Source organism: Rhizobium sp. CB3060, assembly GCF_025200735.1.
Lineage (GTDB): Bacteria > Pseudomonadota > Alphaproteobacteria > Rhizobiales > Rhizobiaceae > Rhizobium.
On record NZ_CP104158.1, the window covers coordinates 3,352,638 to 3,370,407 of the forward strand.

Annotated in this window: 18 protein-coding genes; 10 read left to right on the forward strand and 8 right to left on the reverse strand. The window is 61.3% G+C overall.

The genetic code is table 11. The annotated features are described in order from the left end of the window. Window positions 1-3: 3 nt before the first annotated feature. Window positions 4-432, forward strand: a complete 429-nt coding sequence (locus N2601_RS16220) for a GFA family protein (RefSeq protein ID WP_104824759.1) — start codon at window positions 4-6, stop codon at window positions 430-432. Here N2601_RS16220 and N2601_RS16225 read toward each other — a convergent pair. From N2601_RS16225 to N2601_RS16240, 4 genes are all read right to left on the reverse strand, one after another. Beyond that, window positions 429-1,352 carry an SMP-30/gluconolactonase/LRE family protein gene (locus N2601_RS16225; protein ID WP_104824760.1) on the reverse strand — a complete coding sequence of 308 codons (924 nt, stop codon included), beginning with the start codon at window positions 1,350-1,352 and terminating at the stop codon, window positions 429-431. The two genes, N2601_RS16220 and N2601_RS16225, sit on opposite strands and share 4 nt — an antisense overlap. A 270-nt stretch (window positions 1,353-1,622) precedes the next feature. Then, window positions 1,623-3,911, reverse strand: coding sequence for a xanthine dehydrogenase family protein molybdopterin-binding subunit (locus N2601_RS16230; RefSeq protein WP_104824761.1), 2,289 nt, complete (start codon window positions 3,909-3,911; stop codon window positions 1,623-1,625). After that, window positions 3,908-4,891, reverse strand: coding sequence for an FAD binding domain-containing protein (locus N2601_RS16235; protein ID WP_104824762.1), 984 nt, complete (start codon window positions 4,889-4,891; stop codon window positions 3,908-3,910). Before N2601_RS16235 ends, N2601_RS16230 begins: the two co-directional genes overlap by 4 nt. Then, window positions 4,888-5,355: a (2Fe-2S)-binding protein gene (locus tag N2601_RS16240; RefSeq protein ID WP_199773499.1), complete on the reverse strand. Its 468-nt coding sequence runs from the start codon at window positions 5,353-5,355 to the stop codon at window positions 4,888-4,890. The genes N2601_RS16235 and N2601_RS16240 overlap by 4 nt, the downstream gene beginning before the upstream one ends. Window positions 5,356-5,658: 303 nt before the next feature. Here N2601_RS16240 and N2601_RS16245 point away from each other — a divergent pair, with 303 nt between their 5' ends. Further along, window positions 5,659-6,294 carry an SbtR family transcriptional regulator gene (locus tag N2601_RS16245; RefSeq protein ID WP_104824763.1) on the forward strand — a complete coding sequence of 212 codons (636 nt, stop codon included), beginning with the start codon at window positions 5,659-5,661 and terminating at the stop codon, window positions 6,292-6,294. A gap of 116 nt (window positions 6,295-6,410) precedes the next feature. Further along, the gene (locus tag N2601_RS16250; RefSeq protein ID WP_260303199.1) at window positions 6,411-6,788 is read left to right on the forward strand and encodes a DUF427 domain-containing protein; all 378 of its coding nucleotides are present in this window, start codon (window positions 6,411-6,413) and stop codon (window positions 6,786-6,788) included. On the opposite strand, the gene N2601_RS16255 is transcribed toward N2601_RS16250, so the two are convergent. The 4 genes from N2601_RS16255 to N2601_RS16270 form a co-directional block, all read right to left on the reverse strand. Further along, on the reverse strand, window positions 6,785-7,855 hold the full coding sequence (locus N2601_RS16255; protein ID WP_260303200.1) for an ABC transporter ATP-binding protein: 1,071 nt from the start codon (window positions 7,853-7,855) through the stop codon (window positions 6,785-6,787). The genes N2601_RS16250 and N2601_RS16255 overlap by 4 nt on opposite strands. A 122-nt stretch (window positions 7,856-7,977) precedes the next feature. Next, entirely contained in the window at window positions 7,978-8,826 is an 849-nt protein-coding gene (locus N2601_RS16260; RefSeq protein ID WP_104824765.1) for a carbohydrate ABC transporter permease, read from the reverse strand. Next, a complete protein-coding gene (locus N2601_RS16265) occupies window positions 8,819-9,757 on the reverse strand; it encodes a carbohydrate ABC transporter permease (RefSeq protein ID WP_104824766.1) in 939 nt (312 codons plus the stop codon). The genes N2601_RS16260 and N2601_RS16265 overlap by 8 nt, the downstream gene beginning before the upstream one ends. Window positions 9,758-9,829: 72 nt before the next feature. Then, the gene (locus N2601_RS16270) at window positions 9,830-11,140 is read right to left on the reverse strand and encodes an ABC transporter substrate-binding protein (protein ID WP_260303201.1); all 1,311 of its coding nucleotides are present in this window, start codon (window positions 11,138-11,140) and stop codon (window positions 9,830-9,832) included. A 219-nt stretch (window positions 11,141-11,359) separates the two neighbouring features. Here N2601_RS16270 and N2601_RS16275 point away from each other — a divergent pair, with 219 nt between their 5' ends. The 7 genes from N2601_RS16275 (at window position 11,360) to N2601_RS16305 (ending at window position 17,289) form a co-directional block, all read left to right on the forward strand. Beyond that, window positions 11,360-12,565 carry an ROK family transcriptional regulator gene (locus N2601_RS16275; protein ID WP_104824768.1) on the forward strand — a complete coding sequence of 402 codons (1,206 nt, stop codon included), beginning with the start codon at window positions 11,360-11,362 and terminating at the stop codon, window positions 12,563-12,565. Between the two features lie 42 nt (window positions 12,566-12,607). Further along, a complete protein-coding gene (locus N2601_RS16280) occupies window positions 12,608-13,708 on the forward strand; it encodes a Gfo/Idh/MocA family protein (protein WP_104824769.1) in 1,101 nt (366 codons plus the stop codon). Window positions 13,709-13,732: 24 nt separating this feature from the next. Then, window positions 13,733-14,374: a ThuA domain-containing protein gene (locus N2601_RS16285; protein ID WP_104824770.1), complete on the forward strand. Its 642-nt coding sequence runs from the start codon at window positions 13,733-13,735 to the stop codon at window positions 14,372-14,374. 220 nt (window positions 14,375-14,594) lie between these two features. Next, window positions 14,595-15,638: a CorA family divalent cation transporter gene (locus N2601_RS16290; protein WP_104824771.1), complete on the forward strand. Its 1,044-nt coding sequence runs from the start codon at window positions 14,595-14,597 to the stop codon at window positions 15,636-15,638. Between the two features lie 177 nt (window positions 15,639-15,815). Next, a complete protein-coding gene (locus tag N2601_RS16295) occupies window positions 15,816-16,484 on the forward strand; it encodes a GntR family transcriptional regulator (protein WP_260303202.1) in 669 nt (222 codons plus the stop codon). Further along, the gene (locus N2601_RS16300; RefSeq protein ID WP_445944966.1) at window positions 16,481-16,933 is read left to right on the forward strand and encodes an OsmC family protein; all 453 of its coding nucleotides are present in this window, start codon (window positions 16,481-16,483) and stop codon (window positions 16,931-16,933) included. The genes N2601_RS16295 and N2601_RS16300 overlap by 4 nt, the downstream gene beginning before the upstream one ends. A gap of 122 nt (window positions 16,934-17,055) precedes the next feature. Then, entirely contained in the window at window positions 17,056-17,289 is a 234-nt protein-coding gene (locus tag N2601_RS16305; protein ID WP_245463910.1) for a hypothetical protein, read from the forward strand. Window positions 17,290-17,770: the final 481 nt, after the last annotated feature.

Genomic DNA, 17,770 nt, shown 5'->3' on the forward strand with positions numbered 1-17,770 from the left:
CCAATGGCTGATGCCCGATGCAGTTGCGGCGCTCTCACGCTGACGCTTTCAGAACCATCGAAATTGGTTGTCGCCTGTCATTGTCTTGACTGCCAACGCAGGACCGGCGCGCCGTTTAGCGTCGGCGCCTTTTATGCCGCCGATGCCGTCGCCATTTCCGGAACTCCAAAAGAGTTCAGCCGCGATGCGGCAAGCGGCGGGAAGGTCCACACCTACTTCTGTCCGAACTGCGGCTCAACCGTCTATTGGAAGGCCGACAGACTACCGTCGCTGATCGGCGTTGCCGTCGGCGCGCTGGCAGATCCCAAATTCCCGGCTCCCGTTATATCGGTTTTCGAGCAGTCGAAACACCATTGGGTTGAAATGGATGGCGCCGTCGAACATTTCCAACAAAGCAGTGCGGCAAAAAATTCGAATCGAGACTCCACTTAACGCAAACGATTAGCCGGCTCAGCAGGTCCGCTATTCACATAAATCGCATAGAGCGAGCTCGTGGCGGTGATGTAAAGCCGGTTGCGCTTCGGGCCGCCGAAGCAGAGGTTCGATATGACTTCGGGAACGAGAATGCGGCCGATCAATGTGCCATCCGGCGCGTAAACCCGGACGGAATCGCCGCTGGAGGCAAAGATGTTGCCATGGCGATCGACCCGGAAACCGTCGAACATGCCGACTTCGCAGGTGGCGAAGACCCGCCCCTCGCTGAGACTGCGCCTGTCCGGATTGACGGAATAGGCCGTGATTGTCGGCGGCAGGCCGGGCACATGCGAACCACCGGTATCGGAGACGTAGAGCACGCTTTCATCCGGCGAAAAGGCAAGGCCGTTCGGCTTGACGCGGTCGCTGGCGACCAGCGTCACCGTTCCGTCCGCCGGATCGATGCGGTAGACATTCGATGCGTTGATTTCCGATGGTGCGGCAAAGCCCTCATAATCACTGTCGATCCCATAGGTCGGATCGGTGAACCAGACCGAGCCATCCGACTTCACGACGACGTCGTTCGGCGAATTCAGCCGTTTGCCGTCGAAATGTTCGGCGAGCGACCGCCAAACGCCGTCATGATCAAGCCGGCTGACACTGCGGCGGCCGTGCTCGCAGGCGACGATCCGGCCCTCGAAATCGAGCGTATGGCCATTGTGATAACCAACCGGGCTCTCAAAGACGCCGGCTGCGCCCGTCACCTCGTCATAACGCAGGATTCGGTCGTTCGGTATATCGGACCACACGACATGACGCGCGGCCGGCACATAGACGGGTCCCTCGGTCCAACGCCCGCCCGTCCAAAGCTGCTCCAATTTCGCAGAACCATTGATCAGCGCCTTGAAGCGCTGATCGAGAATATCATACTGGCTCATGATGCTCCGCCCTGTTCCTCACAGCCAGCCAACCTCCGGACCGGCCTCCCGTAGTCGGAAACCAATCTAGAGACAGCAATCATCGGCTGTCAAAAACAAGCTGCGGACATGACACGCTTTTTACCGGCGTCTTTTTCGTTGCTGGAAGATCTATCCTGCCAGCTCCATCGTCCCCGCTCTCCGCAATACGGGAAAGGGCTAGGGTGAGTGGCCGGGCAGGCGAGCGCGGCGAAACCACGTTTGCCCGACCATCCCCAAATCCCTCAAAAATTACAGCAGTTTCTCCAACGTAATCGGCAGATCGCGTATCCGTTTGCCCGTCGCGTGGAAAACCGCATTGGCAATCGCCGGCGCAACGCCGACGATCCCCAGTTCGCCGACCGCTTTGCCGCCGAGCACGGAGGCATGCGGATCGGGGATGCCGACGGAAATCACTTCGATGTCGGGAATATCGGCATTGGTCGGCACGAGATAGTCGCCGAGGTTGTTGTTGATGACGCGCGCGTAGCGCTCATCGACAATGCCCTCTTCAAGCAGCGCCTGGCCGATGCCCATGATGATGCCGCCCTTCCACTGGCTTTCGGCGAGTTTCGGATTGTAGAGCCGGCCGGAATCGAGTGCCGAAACAACGCGTGAGACGCGCACGGTGCCGAAATCCTCGTCGACACGCACTTCGATGAAGTGCGCGCACCAGCTATGCATCGAATAGTCGCCCTCCGTCGGCGACAGCATGGTCGCGATGGTCGAGAAGTTGCGGTAATGATCCGCCTTGTTCTGCTTGTCTTCCGGCAGGGTATTGCGCAGCACCTCGATCTTGTCGCGGCCGATCTGCCGCAACAGATCGGCAATAGCGATGCCATTGCCGCCGTCGCGTGGCGGCAGAATGCGGCCTTCCGAAACGATCAGCGTATTGGCCTGCAGATCTCGGAACGGCGAGTTGGGATCGTTGATCGCCAGACCCACCAGCTCTTCACGGGCCGCGACCGCCGCCTTGTAGACGGCGCCGGTCATCAGGTTTGCAAGCTGCGAACCGCCCGCGACGGGTGCGCGTGGCAGGGCGGAATCGCCGAGCTTGACGCGGATCTGTTCGATCGGAATGCCGAGCGTTTCGGCCGCCGTCTGCGCCAGGATCGTATAGGTACCCTGCCCCATGTCGATGCCGCTGCTCGCCACCTCCGCCGAGCCGTCGGCGAGGATGCGCACCAGCGCTTCGCCCGGCGTGCGGCGCACCGGATAGGTGCCGGCGCCCACCCCCCAGCCGATCAGATGCTTGCCGTCCCGCATGGAGCGCGGCGCATGCGAGCGCTTCGCCCAGCCGAAAGCCCTGGCACCGGCCTCGAAAGCCTCGCGCAATTGCCTTGTCGACCAGGGCTTGTCCGCTTCCTGATCCCGCTCGGCATAGTTCTTCAGCCGGATTTCCAGCGGGTCCATGCCGAGTTGGTAGGCGAGCTCGTCGATGGCGCTTTCGATGCCCCAGGCGCTGGGATTTTCGCCGGGCGCGCGCAATGCGCCGGGCTTTACGGTGTTCACCGCCACGATGTTCTGCCGCGACGAGAGATTGGGCGTCGCATACATGATCGAGGTTACGACACCCAACGGCTCGACCGCCACGTCGCCCACCGAAGTCTCGTTGGCGCTCCTGTGAACGATGGAGAGAAGCTTGCCGTCCTTGGTCGCGCCAAGCGCGATCGTCTGCCGCGTGCCGGGCCGACCGCCGAAAGATGTGAAGGTCTGCGGCCGGGTGATGACCAGCTTCACCGGACGGCCGAGCAGCTTCGCCGCCATGACACCAACAGCCCCATGCGGCAAGGCCAGCGCCTTGGAGCCGAAGCCGCCGCCGATATAGGGCGAGATCATCCGCACATTCTCGAAGGGAATACCGAACCATTCGGCATAGGTGCGCGCCATGCCGTCGATCCACTGGCTCGGCTCCCAGAGGGTCAGCATGTCACCATCCCACTTGGCAATCAGCCCATGCGGCTCGATCGGCACATTGTATTCGCGCGGCGTCTTGTATTCCGCCTCGATCTTGACCGGAGCTGCGGCCAGGGCGGCTGCGGCATCGCCCCATTCCCTTGTCATCGGATCGATCGGAAAACCCTCGCCGCCCGTCGAATCTTCAAGACCAAAGATCGCCGGAGCCTCCTCATAGGTGACCTTGACCAGTGCCGCCGCCGCTGTCGCCTGCTCAAAAGTTTCAGCAACGACGACGGCGACATGCTGGCCGCTATAGGTAATGTCCGTGACAAGCGCCCGATACGGGCCTTCCGGACCAGGGGTGTCGAGCCAGGTGGTCGGCGAGTTCAGGTCCGGCATCATATCCGGCGTCAGCACCAGCAGCACGCCCGGTGCTTTCTCCGCCGCCGATATATCCATGCCGATGATGCGGCCGGCGGCGATCGTGCTTTGCACCATCACCGCATGGGTCAGACCCTCAAGATCGTGCTCGACGGCATAGTCGGCCTCGCCCTTGATCTTCGCCGTTCCGTCAAGGCGCGACAGTCGTCCGCCGAGCGCGCCGTCGGCGGCGCTGTGTTTTCTGGTTTCCATGATGGTCATGCCAATTCTCCCATCGTCAGGATGGCACGCTCGACGACACGCGGCGCAAGCGTAATCTTGTAATGATTGGCACCGTGGTAGACGGCACCTTGGACAGCGAGCAGGCTGGCACGCTTCACAGCCGCGGCATCGAGCACCTGCCCCTTCAATGCTTCTTCGACGGCGCGGGCGCGCCACGGTTTGGTGGCGACACCGCCGAGTGCCACCCTGATATCACGGATCGTCCGGCCGTCCGCCTCCAGTTCGAGCCCGACCGCGGCGCTGGCGGCGGCGAACTCATAGGACTGCCGGTCGCGCACCTTGAGGTAGGTCGAACGGCGTGCGGCCGCGGATGTCGGAATGGTGATCGCCGTGATCATCTCGCCCGGCTCGATCGCATGTTCCCGCTCGGGTGTCGTTCCCGGCAAAAGGAAGAAATCGTCGACCGCGACCTGACGGCCGCCGAGATGCACGACCGCATCGAAGGCCACCAGAGCGACCGCGAGATCGCCAGGATTGGTAGCGATACAGGCCTCGCTGGTGCCGAGAACGGCATGATTGCGCGTGACGCCGCCGATTGCCGAGCAGCCGGAACCGGGCGCGCGCTTGTTGCAAGCCGGAAAGGTCGCCGGATCGCGGAAATAGGGGCAGCGCGTGCGCTGCATCAGATTGCCGCCGATCGTCGCCATGTTGCGGATCTGCGCCGAGGCCGCGAGCGACAGTGCCTGCGAAACGGCCGGGAACTGCGCCTTGATGTTGGTATCGTCGGCGACCCGGCTCATCTTGGCGAGTGCACCGATCATTACACTCCGATCGGTGAGAGAGATGGCATCGAGGCCGGCAAGATGGCTGATATCCACCACTCTCTCTGGTTCAGCAACGCCGCATTTGGCAAGGTCGAGCAGCGTCGTGCCGCCGGCGAGCAGCATGGTGGCGGAAGAGGCCGCGGCTTGCCGGGCTTCATCGACGGAGCCGGCGCGGAGATAGGAAAACGCTTTCATCGGCTGGCCTCCGCTGCTTCGCGCACGGCGGCGACGATGTGCGGATAGGCGCCGCAACGACAGAGATTGCCGGCCATATATTCGCGGATTTCGTCATCCGAGCCGGCATGGCCCTCGCGGATGCAGGCAACGGCGGACATGATCTGTCCCGGCGTGCAATAACCGCACTGGAAGGCGTCATGCTCCAGAAAAGCGGCCTGGACCGGGTGCAGATCGCCGTTTTCCGCCGCCAACCCTTCGATCGTCGTCACCTTACGACCTTCGACCTGCGCGGCCAACGTCAGGCAGGAGAGCACGCGCTCGCCGTCGACATGAACGGTGCAGGCGCCGCATTGGCCCTGGTCGCAGCCTTTCTTGGTGCCGGTCAGACAGAGATGCTCGCGAAGGGCATCGAGAAGCGTGACACGCGGATCGAGCGAAAGCTCGTGCTCGCGTCCGTTGATATCGAGATGGACAATAGTCATCAGGTCACTCCCTGTTCGGGTCATCATCTTGCAATCATCAGGATCTGCCGGTCATGACATCCGCTCTTGATGTCGGCCCGACCGGCGCCAGGTAATCAGGCGACAGCGCTTTCGCCGGCGCGTGCGGTTGTGGTGGGACGCCCGAGGGGAGGCTGCGCTTTCGCCGTCCCTAATCCTCCGATCAGACGGCAATGGCGTCCCAGCCCTTAATGCGGTAACAATCCTTCGGTACTCCAGAATAAACGGAGGCGCCTCCGTTTATTAACTTAGAGACTTGTCTGGTATCGTCAAGTCGCAATCCGCATGGAGCATAAATTGGCTTCGAAGCCATCGCCAGGGCTCAAGGACGAAACGCCGCCAGGCGCAAAAACCCTGCGTGCGGATGCACGCCGCAATCGCGACAAACTCATCGAAGCCGCGGCGCAAGCCTTCGCCAGCCACGGCACCGCCGCCTCGCTCGAAGACATTGCGCGGCGCGCCGGTGTCGGCGTTGGAACGCTCTACCGCCATTTTCCGACCCGCGAACATCTGGTCGAAGTCGTCTATCGCCACGAGGTCGAGGTGCTCTGCAACGCGGCCGAAGAGCTTTCGCGCGAGCGTGCGCCGGATCAGGCGCTGGAGGAATGGATGCACCGCTTCGTCGGCTATATCGCCACCAAGCGCGGCATGGCCGACAGCCTGCGCATCCTGCTCAACAGCAATTCCGAACTCTTCGCCGACAGCTACGGCATGGTGCCGATCGCGCTCCGCGGCCTGATCGAACGGGCCGTCGCCGACGGCTCTATCCGCGCCGATGTCGACAGCACCGACGTGCTGCATGCGCTGTCCGGCACCTATTCCATGCCCACTTCACTGGAATGGCACGACCGCTCCCGCCGCCTCGTCCGCCTGCTGATGGACGGCCTGCGCTGGGGTGCACCGAAAATGCGGGCGCCGTAGGGCCTGATAATCGGTGGGGCACTTCCTATATGCTTTTGAGCTGAGATCGTCAGGCGAGTTTCTTGCTGCGGCAGAGCCAAACTCCCTTAACATTCACCAAAGCTGAGGAAAGCAAAATGTCCGAAAAGCTGGTCAAGATTCCCGGTCCCGATCATCCGATCACGATCGAGAACAAGCGTGCCCATGTCACCGTCTCCGTCGCCGGCAAGGTTATTGCCGATACGCGTGAGGCGCTGTCCCTGAAGGAAGCCTCCTATCCCGCGGTCATTTATGTGCCGCGCAAAGATATCGACATGTCCGCGCTCAAGAGGACCGACCATGCCACTTACTGTCCCTATAAGGGCGATTGCTCCTATTACAGCATCCCCGTCGGCGGCGAGCGCTCGGTGAATGCGGTCTGGACCTACGAAAATCCGCGCGCCGCCGTCAGCCAGATCAAGGATTACATGGCCTTCTACCCGGATCGGGTGGATGCCATCACGGTCGATGTCTAAAGCGCCATCCCGCTTCCGCTGTCGAAAACATAGACCTGATCGGCATTGACGTTGACCTTCAATTGCTCGCCATAGCGAACCGGAGCCTCACCGTCGACGACGGCCGTCACTTGCTCGCCGGCCAGATCGAACAGCACATGGGTCTGCGCGCCCGTCGGTTCGACCAGCAAGGTCTGGCCGGTGAGCGGCGAGCCGCTGCCCGTCAGGCTGAGATGTTCCGGCCGTAGGCCGATCTTCACGCTCTGACCGGACTTCACTCTGCGCTCGCCTGCGATGCGAACCTGCGTGCCGTCTGTGAGCCGCACCGACGGTGAGCCGTCAACACCATTCACCATGCCATCGAGAAAATTCATCGCAGGCGAGCCGATGAAGCCGGCGACGAAGAGATTGGCCGGCTGGCGATAAAGCTCGATCGGCGTCCCCTGCTGCTCGATCCGCCCTTGGTTCAGCACGACGATGCGGTCCGCGAGCGTCATCGCTTCGATCTGGTCGTGGGTGACATAGATCGACGTGGTCTGCACCTTCTGATGCAGTGCCTTGATCTCCGAGCGCATCTGCACGCGCAGTTTTGCGTCGAGGTTCGACAAGGGCTCGTCGAACAGGAAGACGGCGGGATTGCGCACCACGGCGCGGCCCATGGCGACACGCTGGCGCTGGCCGCCGGAGAGCTGCGCCGGCTTGCGGTCGAGCAGCTTGGTGAGGTCGAGCATGCGCGCCGCCTCGTTGACCCGCTGCTCGATCACCGGCTTGGGCTGGCCCGAGAGCTTCAGGTTGAAGCCCATATTCTCGGCCACCGTCATGTGCGGATAGAGCGCGTAGGACTGGAAGACCATGGCGATGTTGCGCTCGCGCGGCGTCATGCTGTTGACCACCTGCCCGCCGATCGAAACGTCACCATCGGTAATTTCCTCGAGCCCGGCGATCATCCGCAGCAGCGTGGACTTACCGCAGCCGGAGGGACCAACAAGCGCGATGAACTCGCCATCATCGATCGCCAGCGAGATATCGTGGATGACCGGAAGCGCCCCATAGGCCTTGTGGATGTTATGCAGTTCGACGGATGCCATGTTGTTTGCTCCGATGAGAGCAATTCCAGGAAAAGTGCATAGCGGTTTTCCGTCCGGAATTGCTGGAAAACAAAGAAATAGAGCGGTTCAGAGTTTCCGTGAAAAGCTGAACCGCTCTAGGCTCAGGATTTCACGGCACCGGCGGTGAGACCCGCGATGATGTGTTTCTGCGCCAGGAAGAAGACGATGATGGTGGGCATGATGGTGAGCGTGATGAAGGCGAGCACCAGTTCCCATTCCGTGCCGAATTCGCCGCTATAGACCATCATGCCGAGCGGCCAGGGATAGATCGAATCCGAATTCAGCATGATCAGCGGCAGGATATAGCTGTTCCAACTGCCGACGAAGGAGATGATGCTGACGGTGGCGACGATCGGCCGGGAGAGCGGCAGCGAGATATGCCAGAAGAAGCGGATATAGCCGCAACCATCGACGAAAGCCGCCTGGAACAATTCTTCCGGAAGGTTGCGAAAATAGTTTCTAAAGAGAAGAATACTCATACCGAGGCCGAAAGCCACCTGCGGCAGCACCACGCCCCAATAAGTATTGAGCAGGCCGAGATCGCGGATGCGGATGAACAGCGGCAGGATGGCGGTCGCCGCCGGGAACATCAGGCCGATCAGGAAATAATTCAGCAGGAAGTTCGAGCCGAAGAACTTCACATGCGCAAAGGCGAAGGCTGCCATGGCCGAGACTGTGACCGTCAGGAACACGGTCAGGGTGGCGATGATCAGCGAATTCATCATCTGCCGCCAATAGCGATCGCCGAAGAGGATGCCGGTATAGTTCTCGAAATGCCACTCGGCCGGCAGGCCGAAGGGATTGGTTCGGAGATCGCCGAGCGACTTGAAACCGCCGAGCGCCGTGGTCAACAGCGGAATCAGCACGATGGCGGCGATGATGGTCAGCGACACGTAGAGATAGATCTTCGTGCCGGTGGTCATGCGAACGGATGAGGCCATATCAGTCATTGCGCATAAATATCCGTTTGTAGCCGAAGGCGAGGGTGACGCAGATCACGAACAGCACCACGCCGACGGCGCTGCCGAGGCCGACCTGCATGCGGGTGACGCCGAAATTGTAGAGGAAGGTCACCATCGTCTGGGTCGAGTTGAACGGTCCGCCGCCGGTGAGCGGCATGATCAGATCGAAAAGCTGCAGCGAGCCGACGACGGCGAAGAAGACGGACAGGCGCAGTGTCGAGCCGAGCAGCGGCAGGGTGACGTAGCGGAATTTCTGCCAGCCGGTGGCTCCGTCGATTTCGGCGGCTTCCAGCACGCTTTTGTCGAGGGATTGCAGACCGGCGATGAACAGCATCATGTGGAAGCCGAAATATTTCCACACGATCACCGCCAGCACCGCATAGATCGCCAGATCCTTATCGGCGAGCACATAGGGGGTGGCGGTGCCGAGAAAATGCGAGATCGCGGCAAACAGGCCGTAGTCTCCGTCATAGACGAAGCGCCAGATCAAGCCGGCGGCCACTTCCGCCAGCACATAGGGCAGGAAGAAGATCAGCCGGTAGAGCACGACGCCGCGAATGCGGTTTGCCAGCATCGTCGCAAGCCATATGGCAAGCGGCACCTGAAGGGCGATCGAGACCAGGATGATCAGCGCATTGTTCTTCAGCGAGGTCAGGAAGGCGCCGTTCTTGAACAGAACCTGGAAGTTGCGCAGCCCTATGAATTCCGTCGGCGGGCCGTAGCCGTTCCATTTGTAAAGGCTGTACCAGGCGGCCTCTCCCATCGGCAGGATGACGAAGATGGTGAAAAGCAGCAGCGCCGGCGGCAGAAACAGCAGGATGACGGGCATGCGGCCGCGCGCGGCCGGCGATTTTCGACGCGCTGCGGGTTTCGCTCTGGCGATGGTCGGTATGGCGGTCGTTGCGCTGACATCGGTCATGGGCGGTCTCGACAATTGCAGTTCAAAGAAAAACCGGCGCCGGCACAAGGGAGAGGCCGGCGCCGGATGGTGCTAGAGCTGGTCCTGCTCGAAGGCGTCCTGGACCTGCTGCGCGCCATCCTTCGGTGCGATCTGGCCCGAGACGATGCCGACCGAGATGTCGTTGACGACGCGGCCGACGGAGGGGCCGAGATCCTGGTCGAAGAAGTTCTGGTGCCAGGTCGAATGCGCCAGTTGGTCGGCCGAGGCGTGCATCAACGGGCTCTTGACGCCGTCTTCCGCGCCGACGGCGACCGGGATGATCATGCCGGCCTGCGCCATGGTGCGTTCGTTCTCGGCATTGGTCAGATAGGCCAGGAAATCGAGGGTTTCAGGCGGGGCCTTCTTGGTCACGGCCCAGCCGTTCAGACCGCCGAGCGTATCGGTCGGAAGACCGGCGCCACCGGTAATCGCCGGGAAGGCGAAGCGGCCGATATTGTCGTCGGCGAGACCCTTGCCGTCGCCGGCATTGGTGCGCTGGTTGGCGGCGGTGTTTTCGAAGCCAAGGATCATCGCAGCCTTGCCGTCGCCGAAGACGCCGAGCGCCTGCGGCCAGGTGGTGCCGAGATAGCCGGGCTGGAACGGCTCGAGCTTGCCGAGTTCGGCAAGCTGCTCGCCGGCCTTGATGATCGCCGGATCATTGAAGCCATTGCCCTCGCCGCTCTTGGCCGCGGAAAAAACCTTCTGGCCGCCGTCACGCATCACCAGATAGCTCCAATAGAAATGGATCGGCCACTTCTCGCCGCCGCCGCCGGCGATCGGCACGATACCGGCCGCTTTGATCTTCTTGACGGCGGCCAGATAGTCGTCCCAGCTCTTGATAGCATTGGCGTCGACGCCGGCCTTGGCGAACAAGGCCTTGTTATAGAAGAAGGAAACGGTGCCGAGCTTGTAAGGCACGGCACTGATCTTATTGTCGAAGGTCAGGCCTTTCACTGCCGCAGGATTATAGCTCTTCACCCAGGCGCCATCCTTGGCGTTCATCGCCGCGGTCAGGTCCATCAGCGTGCCGGTTGCCTGCTGCTGCTTCAACACACCACCGCCCCAACTAAAGAAGAAATCGGGAGCGTCGTTCGATTGCAGCAGCGTCGGCAGCTTGGCCTTGAAGGCTTCATTCGCCAGGAACTGCATTTCGATCTTCACGCCCGGATGCTGGGCTTCATATTGATCGGCGATCTTGCGCCAGACGGCGATGTAGTTCGGATCGAGCTCCAGGTGCAGCCACTTGACGACCGTATCCGCCGCAGCGCTCGTGGCGCCGGCAAGCATGACAAGCCCCGTGGCAGCGGCGATCGCAGCAACACGCGCACCGCGAAGGGCCTTCGCCCCGCGTTCATACAGCATGATTTTCTCCTCCCAAGGGAACAAGAGCCTCAATAATTTTTCCCTTATGCGGATTAATTCAGCGGAGCTTTGCTGAAATGTCAACCACCATCGCTAAATTTTCGGCGAAGTGACTGGGAAACGGCTTGACATCAGGCCATAAGCATAGGTTATTTAATTCGTATCCCGTCAAAAATATCAGGCCGCAGCCGAGCGGATTCGTCATTCGGCACCATTCACATGAAAACAGCAGACCCCGAGCTTATGCGGGCAATCAACCGCTTCAACGTGCTGGATACGATCCGGCGGGCGGGTTCGATCGCGCGTATCGAAATCAGCGAGCGCACCCAGCTTTCGACCACGACCGTATCGGCGATCACCGCTTCGCTGCTCGATGACGGCCTGATCCTGGCGCGCACCGAAGGCGACCTGCGTGAAGCCGCCGCCCGTGGGCGGCCGCGCGTCATGCTGGAGCTCAATCCGGACGCCGCCCGCGTCGTCGGCGCAAAAATCGCCGCGAACCGCATGGTCTTCGTCGTCGCCGATTTCCGCGGCGAAGTGCAGTCGACGCTGACGCTCGCCCTTCGCGTCGACCGGCAGCCGATCAGCGTCATCGCCGACCTGATCGAGGACGGGGTGCGCCGCTGCGTCGTCGATGCCAATCTCGCGCTCGATGAAATCGATTCGGTCTGCCTCGGCCTGCCCGGCGTCATCGAACACCGCACCGGCCATGTGCGCTCTAGCCCGATTTTCCGCGAGAGCGGCGTCGATTTCGCCAGGGAAATGTCGGAGCGGCTGGGTGTTACCACCATCGTCGAAAGCGATGCCCATGCGATCACGCTGGCGCATCATTGGTTCGGCGAGGCGAGAGATCTTGACGACATGGTGCTGGTGTCGCTGGAACAGACGCTTGGCCTCGGCGTGCTGCATGGCGGCCAATTGTTTCGCGGCGCCGGCGGCTTGAGTCATAATCTCGGCGACCTCACGCTCGGCATCGGGCCGCAGGGCACGGTCAGGCTCGCGAGCCTGGCGGGCGAAAGCGCGATCCTCGGCGACCAGCCGAGCGGCGGCCGCTTTGCCGAAGCCATCCGCCTCGGCCGCGGCATGGCGCATGCCAAAACATTGATTGCCGCCGAAGACAACGCGCTGATCGGCGCGGCGATCCGCGCCGGCGAAGCCTGCGGCATGGCGCTAGCCAATATCGTCACGCTGTTTGCGCCGCCGCGCGTTATCCTCGTCGGCTCGAGCCTCGCGCTCGGCCAACCCTTCCTCGACAGCCTGAGAGAGGCCTATTCGCTGGCAATCCCGCCATCGATCAAGGGCGTGACCGAACTCGTCTTCGACCAGTCGACAGATGAAACCTGGGCGCAGGGCGCGGCCGTTGTGGCGCTGCGCGAACTCTACGAATCTCCTTGGGGAACGACAGGGCCGGCACCGGCGCTCTGACCCCGCAAGGCATGCACGAACACTTCATTCGGAGGAAGCTTTATGGAAAAGGTCGGCATTGGCATTATCGGCTGCGGAAACATTTCCGGCGCCTATCTCACCGCGATGAAATCGTTCCCCATTCTCGACATCAAAGGGGTGGCCGACCTCAATCGCGAACTCGCCGAAGCCAAAGCCGCCGAATTTGGTCTGAAGGCCGTCGATGTCGCGGCCCTGTTTGCCGATCCCACGATCGAGATCATCGTCAACCTGACCATTCCGAAAGCACATGTCGCCGTCGGCCTGCAAGCGCTTGACGCCGGTAAGCACACCTATTCGGAAAAGCCGCTCGGCATCAACTTCGCGGAGGGCAAGAAGCTTGCGGATGCCGCGGCCGCCAAGGGCCTGCGCATCGGCGCTGCCCCGGACACCTTCCTCGGCGGCGGCCACCAGACGGCGCGCGCGATCATCGACGAAGGCGCGATCGGCATCCCGGTCGGCGGCACCGCCACCTTCATGTGCCCCGGCCACGAGCGCTGGCATCCGAATCCGGCTTTCTATTATGAAGTCGGTGGCGGCCCGATGCTCGACATGGGACCTTACTACATCACCGACCTCGTCAACCTGCTCGGCCCCGTCTCCCAGGTCGCCGGCTTTGCCGTGACGCCACGCAAGGAGCGCATCATCACCAGCGAGCCGCGCAACGGCGAGCGCATCCCCGTGCATGTCGCCACCCATGTTGCCGGCGTCATGGCCTTCGCCAACGGTGCTGTCGTGCAGATCGGCATGAGCTTTGACGTTGCCGGCCACAAGCATGTGCCGCTCGAAGTCTATGGGACCGAAGGCACGCTGATCGTGCCTGATCCGAACCGTTTCGGCGGCCCGGTCGAATATCTCAAGAAAGGCGGCCAGTTCGAGGAACGCGAAGTCGCGGCCCCCTATGCCGACGGCAACTACCGTTCGCTCGGCGTCGCCGATCTGGCGCATGCCATCCGTTCCAACCGGCCGCACCGCGCCGATGGCAGCCTCGCGCTGCATGTGCTCGAAGTCATGGAAGCCTTCCAGACGGCCTCTGACACCGGCCGCACGATCGCCATCACGACGCAAACAGAGCGTCCGGCCCCTCTGTCCGAATCTCTGGTCGATGGACAGATCGGCCGCTAACGACACAGTTTCAGGAGGAATATCATGCGCGAAGCACTTATCGTCTGGGGCGGCTGGAGCGGTCACGAACCGCAGGAATGCGCCCATATCATCCGCGACGTGCTGGAAGAGGATGGCTTTAAGGTCTACCTCGAAAACAGCACCGAAGCCTTTGCCGACCCGTCGATCCATGACCTCAGCCTGGTCGTGCCGATCGTCACCATGTCGAAGATCGAGAAGGAAGAGGTGAAGAACCTCGCCGCCGCGATCGAAAGCGGCGTCGGCATCGCCGGCTATCACGGCGGCGCAGGCGACAGCTTCCGGGAATGCGTCGAGTATCAGTTCATTATCGGCGGCCAGTGGGTCGCCCATCCCGGCAACATCATCGACTACACGGTCAACATCACAAAATCGGATGACCCGATCATGGAGGGGATCACCGATTTCCCCTACACATCCGAGCAATATTACATGCATGTCGACCCGTCGAACGAGGTGCTGGCAACCACGACATTTACCGGCGATCATGCCTATTGGATCGACGGCGTCGTCATGCCGGTCGCCTGGAAGCGCAAATACGGCAAGGGCCGCGTCTTCTATTCCTCACTCGGCCACCAGGCCAAGGAATTCAACGTGCCGCAGATGAAAACCATCTTCCGCCGCGGCGCCAACTGGGCCGCGCGTTGAGAGCACCTGCCTCTATCTGATTTCCAAGCAAGAATTGCCCCTCACACAACCCTCTCCCGGCACGCGGGACAGGGCGGCCGCCCTTCGACAAGCTCACGAGCCGGATGAGGGGCTTCTCCGCACCTCCACCTTGCCACCTTGACCCGAACTGATAAAATATCGCCGGCACGCCACAAACGCTTGTGCTGCTTGCGCTTTTTTTGCTGTCGGGGGAGGACGGATGGACCAAGGCGCCACGGATGCACCCAACACGTCGACGGTCAGCTACGGCACCGAACCGGGTTTGCGTTTCGCTTCCCAGCTCGACGGACGTGGCGGCTGCAAGCAGCTCTGCATGGAAGAGCTCAGCGAGTGGAAGCATGGGCAGGGTGTGACTTGGCTACATCTCGAGCGCGACCATCCTGCCGCAGCCGACTGGGTCATGCATAAAAGCGGCTTCGACCCCTTCGTCATCGAAGCCCTGCTGGAGGAGGATTCGCGCCCTCGCGTCGAACCGGTGGGCGACGGGCTATTGATCATCCTGCGCGGCGTCTGCGCGACATCGCCGGACGGCGCGACGCAGAAACCCGCCGATATCGACCTTGTGCCCCTGCATCTCTGGGTCGATGGCGAGCGCATCGTTTCGCTCCGCGACAGCGGCCACTACATTACGGCGCTGCGCGATATCCGTCTGTCGTTGGAAAAGAAAAAAGGGCCGCAGCGCACCGGCGACCTGCTCGCCTTGATCGGCGACAAGCTGGTGCGCGACCTCGAACCCGTGCTCGACGCCATGGATGAAGAGGTGGACGAACTCGACGAACTGATCTTTCACGGCGAAGCCGGCCAAGTGCGCGAGCGCCTGAAACTGCTGCGCCGGCGAGCCGTGCAGCTTCGCCGTTATCTGGCGCCGCAACGTGATGCCCTAAACCGCATCGAGCATGACGATGCGCCCTGGCTTGCCGAGCGCGACAAGCTGCGCATGCGCGAAGTGATCGACAAGCTGATGCGCTACATCGAATATCTCGACGCCATCCGCGACCGCACCAGCATCCTGCACGACGACTTGTCGACCGTCATCAGCGAGCGCATCGCCCGCAATTCCAACCGCCTTGCCGCCCTCGCAGCCCTGCTTTTGCCGCCGAGCGTTGTGGCCGGCCTCTTCGGCATGAATGTCGGTGGCATCCCCGGCGTCAACGACACCTGGGCCTTCGTTATCATCGTCGTCTTCGTAACGATCACCTCGATCGCGACCCTCTGGGTGCTGAAGCGTATCAACTGGCTTTAGGCCACTCTGGTCCTGCCGGTCAGCGCGCCGAGCCGCCGTCGACGACAGGACAATCCTTCCAGCACCCGCACCAGCACAGCATATGCACGATCCCCGGGATCACCGCCGGTCATCGACACGCCGCGCCTCGCCCCCGCCCTGCGACGAACGCGGCTGGGATCGCCTCCTGATTAAGGCTTGACCAATTTCGGGAAAGAGCATTACTTTGGATCCATGGATCCAAAGTCTATTTTCAGCGAGCTGCGGGACGAGATTGAGTCAGGTGAATTGGCACCAGGCTCCGTTCTCAAGCAGGAATCGATCGCCGAGCGTTTCGGGGTCAGCCGCCAACCGGTCAGGCAGGCCCTGGACCGCTTACTTGGGAGTGGCTTGGTCGTGCGGCGTCCGGATCGAAGTCTGGCGGTAGCGATCCTCTCGGAAGGGGAGGCAAGTGAACTTACCGAGCTTCGGGCTATTCTGGAGGTCGCCGCCTTGGAGCAGTCGGTGCCGTTGCTTTTGCCTTCCGCCTTGCGGAAGGCTGAAAGGCTCAACGATGAGCTATTCGCAGAGTACGATCCGGTAGGGATTGAGGAGCTGGACCAACAGTTTCACCTGACCCTGTATAGCGGGTGCGAAAATACGCGATTGCTGAGAACCATTGCAACGCTTCGACGAGAATCTCGGCGGGCATGCCTTCATCAAAAGCGTGGCGCCCAGGAGCGCATTGATTTTTTCGAGGAACACGCCGCGATCGTTGCCGCTTGTGTCAGGGGAGATGTCGACGCTGCCGCGCAGCATCTTCGCCACCATCTCACTCAAACGACTGCAAGACTTCTTTCCATGCCGACAAAGGATGATCTGATATGAAGATGACCGTCGAGGTACATTGGGAGCGCGAAGGAGCAGTCTTCACCGACAAGCGTTACAGCCGCGCGCACATTTGGCGCTTTGACGGCGGCCAAGTCGTGCCGGCGTCGGCTTCGCCGCATATCGTTCCGCTTCCTTATTCCGTGGAAGCCAATGTCGATCCAGAGGAGGCCTACATCGCGGCGATTTCCAGTTGCCACATGTTGACCTTTCTCTCGCTCGCCGCACCCAAGCGGATCGTCGTCGAGAGCTATACCGACAAGGCGATCGGCGTGATGGAAAAGGTCGACGGAAAATTGATCGTCAGCCGCGTTGAGCTCAATCCGACCATCGTCTATGCCGGGGAACCGCCAACCGCCGCAATGCAAGCAGAACTGCACCACCTGGCGCATGAACAGTGCTTCATTGCCAATTCCGTCAAGACGGAAATCCAGGTCGCCGCCGCTTGAGGTATCCATTCCGCCAAGGCGATTGATCGGAGGATGTTTCGGACAGGCTTGCGGGTTTCGAGCCTGATCTGCATTTTATTCGCCCCGCGCGGCACAGCCAACGGTCTGCTCGAGTAGGCCGCGTGATCCAGGTTTCGGCCACGCTTCCGGCAAACTTTATTGCTTTCGAATACGCGACAGGCGATCCCGACTGGTGGTATGACGTTGCCGAAGGCCTGTCGGAGGTGATCGTCAAGAACGGTTTCATCGATGTCATCGATCGGTCGTCGATCTTAATCCGGAAAAGGCCAGGCGCTATCTTGCCGAGGACGATCGCGACTTTTTCGCCAGATTCTTCGGCCCTATTCGTGCGGTAAAGCCAGGTCTGCGGTACAAAATCGCCGCCTCGGCTTTCTGTATTCGGAGTGACTTTCAGCCATTTTCAGTGTCGCCTAAACAGTTATGCTGCGGATGAAGGCGCATACCCTGATGTCGGTTTCGGCCGGAAATTGCGACCCGCCCAATTTTCGTTTGACATTCCTTTATCTTCATTTATCGTCATTCTAGTTTCGGTTTTCGCATGAGGGGTAGAAATCGAAACGAGGGGAGAGGTAATTGTCCAGAGCTCAAATCGACGTCACGGATGTCATTGGTTGCTGCGTGAGCCGCAGTCCGGTCGAGCGCGTCTGCCGCGTTCCGAACCGTGCTCGCCTCGGTTTGCGTCATCGCGAATCCCTCGCATCCGGATCGACGCAATTTACTTCTCCACAACCATCCCGCCGCCGCTCCCGAATCTGTCGAAGGAACGGGGCATTCGGACAGTAAAGGCATAAACGATCGCGGCGGGTTTATATCCTC

Bases quoted from the DNA above. Each gene is read 5' to 3' on its own strand.
- N2601_RS16220 (WP_104824759.1), top strand. From the start codon at position 4: ATGGCTGATGCCCGATGCAGTTGCGGCGCTCTCACGCTGACGCTTTCA.
- N2601_RS16225 (WP_104824760.1), bottom strand. From the start codon at position 1,352: ATGAGCCAGTATGATATTCTCGATCAGCGCTTCAAGGCGCTGATCAAT.
- N2601_RS16230 (WP_104824761.1), bottom strand. From the start codon at position 3,911: ATGACCATCATGGAAACCAGAAAACACAGCGCCGCCGACGGCGCGCTC.
- N2601_RS16235 (WP_104824762.1), bottom strand. From the start codon at position 4,891: ATGAAAGCGTTTTCCTATCTCCGCGCCGGCTCCGTCGATGAAGCCCGG.
- N2601_RS16240 (WP_199773499.1), bottom strand. From the start codon at position 5,355: ATGACTATTGTCCATCTCGATATCAACGGACGCGAGCACGAGCTTTCG.
- N2601_RS16245 (WP_104824763.1), top strand. From the start codon at position 5,659: ATGGAGCATAAATTGGCTTCGAAGCCATCGCCAGGGCTCAAGGACGAA.
- N2601_RS16250 (WP_260303199.1), top strand. From the start codon at position 6,411: ATGTCCGAAAAGCTGGTCAAGATTCCCGGTCCCGATCATCCGATCACG.
- N2601_RS16255 (WP_260303200.1), bottom strand. From the start codon at position 7,855: ATGGCATCCGTCGAACTGCATAACATCCACAAGGCCTATGGGGCGCTT.
- N2601_RS16260 (WP_104824765.1), bottom strand. From the start codon at position 8,826: ATGACTGATATGGCCTCATCCGTTCGCATGACCACCGGCACGAAGATC.
- N2601_RS16265 (WP_104824766.1), bottom strand. From the start codon at position 9,757: ATGACCGATGTCAGCGCAACGACCGCCATACCGACCATCGCCAGAGCG.
- N2601_RS16270 (WP_260303201.1), bottom strand. From the start codon at position 11,140: ATGCTGTATGAACGCGGGGCGAAGGCCCTTCGCGGTGCGCGTGTTGCT.
- N2601_RS16275 (WP_104824768.1), top strand. From the start codon at position 11,360: ATGAAAACAGCAGACCCCGAGCTTATGCGGGCAATCAACCGCTTCAAC.
- N2601_RS16280 (WP_104824769.1), top strand. From the start codon at position 12,608: ATGGAAAAGGTCGGCATTGGCATTATCGGCTGCGGAAACATTTCCGGC.
- N2601_RS16285 (WP_104824770.1), top strand. From the start codon at position 13,733: ATGCGCGAAGCACTTATCGTCTGGGGCGGCTGGAGCGGTCACGAACCG.
- N2601_RS16290 (WP_104824771.1), top strand. From the start codon at position 14,595: ATGGACCAAGGCGCCACGGATGCACCCAACACGTCGACGGTCAGCTAC.
- N2601_RS16300 (WP_445944966.1), top strand. From the start codon at position 16,481: ATGAAGATGACCGTCGAGGTACATTGGGAGCGCGAAGGAGCAGTCTTC.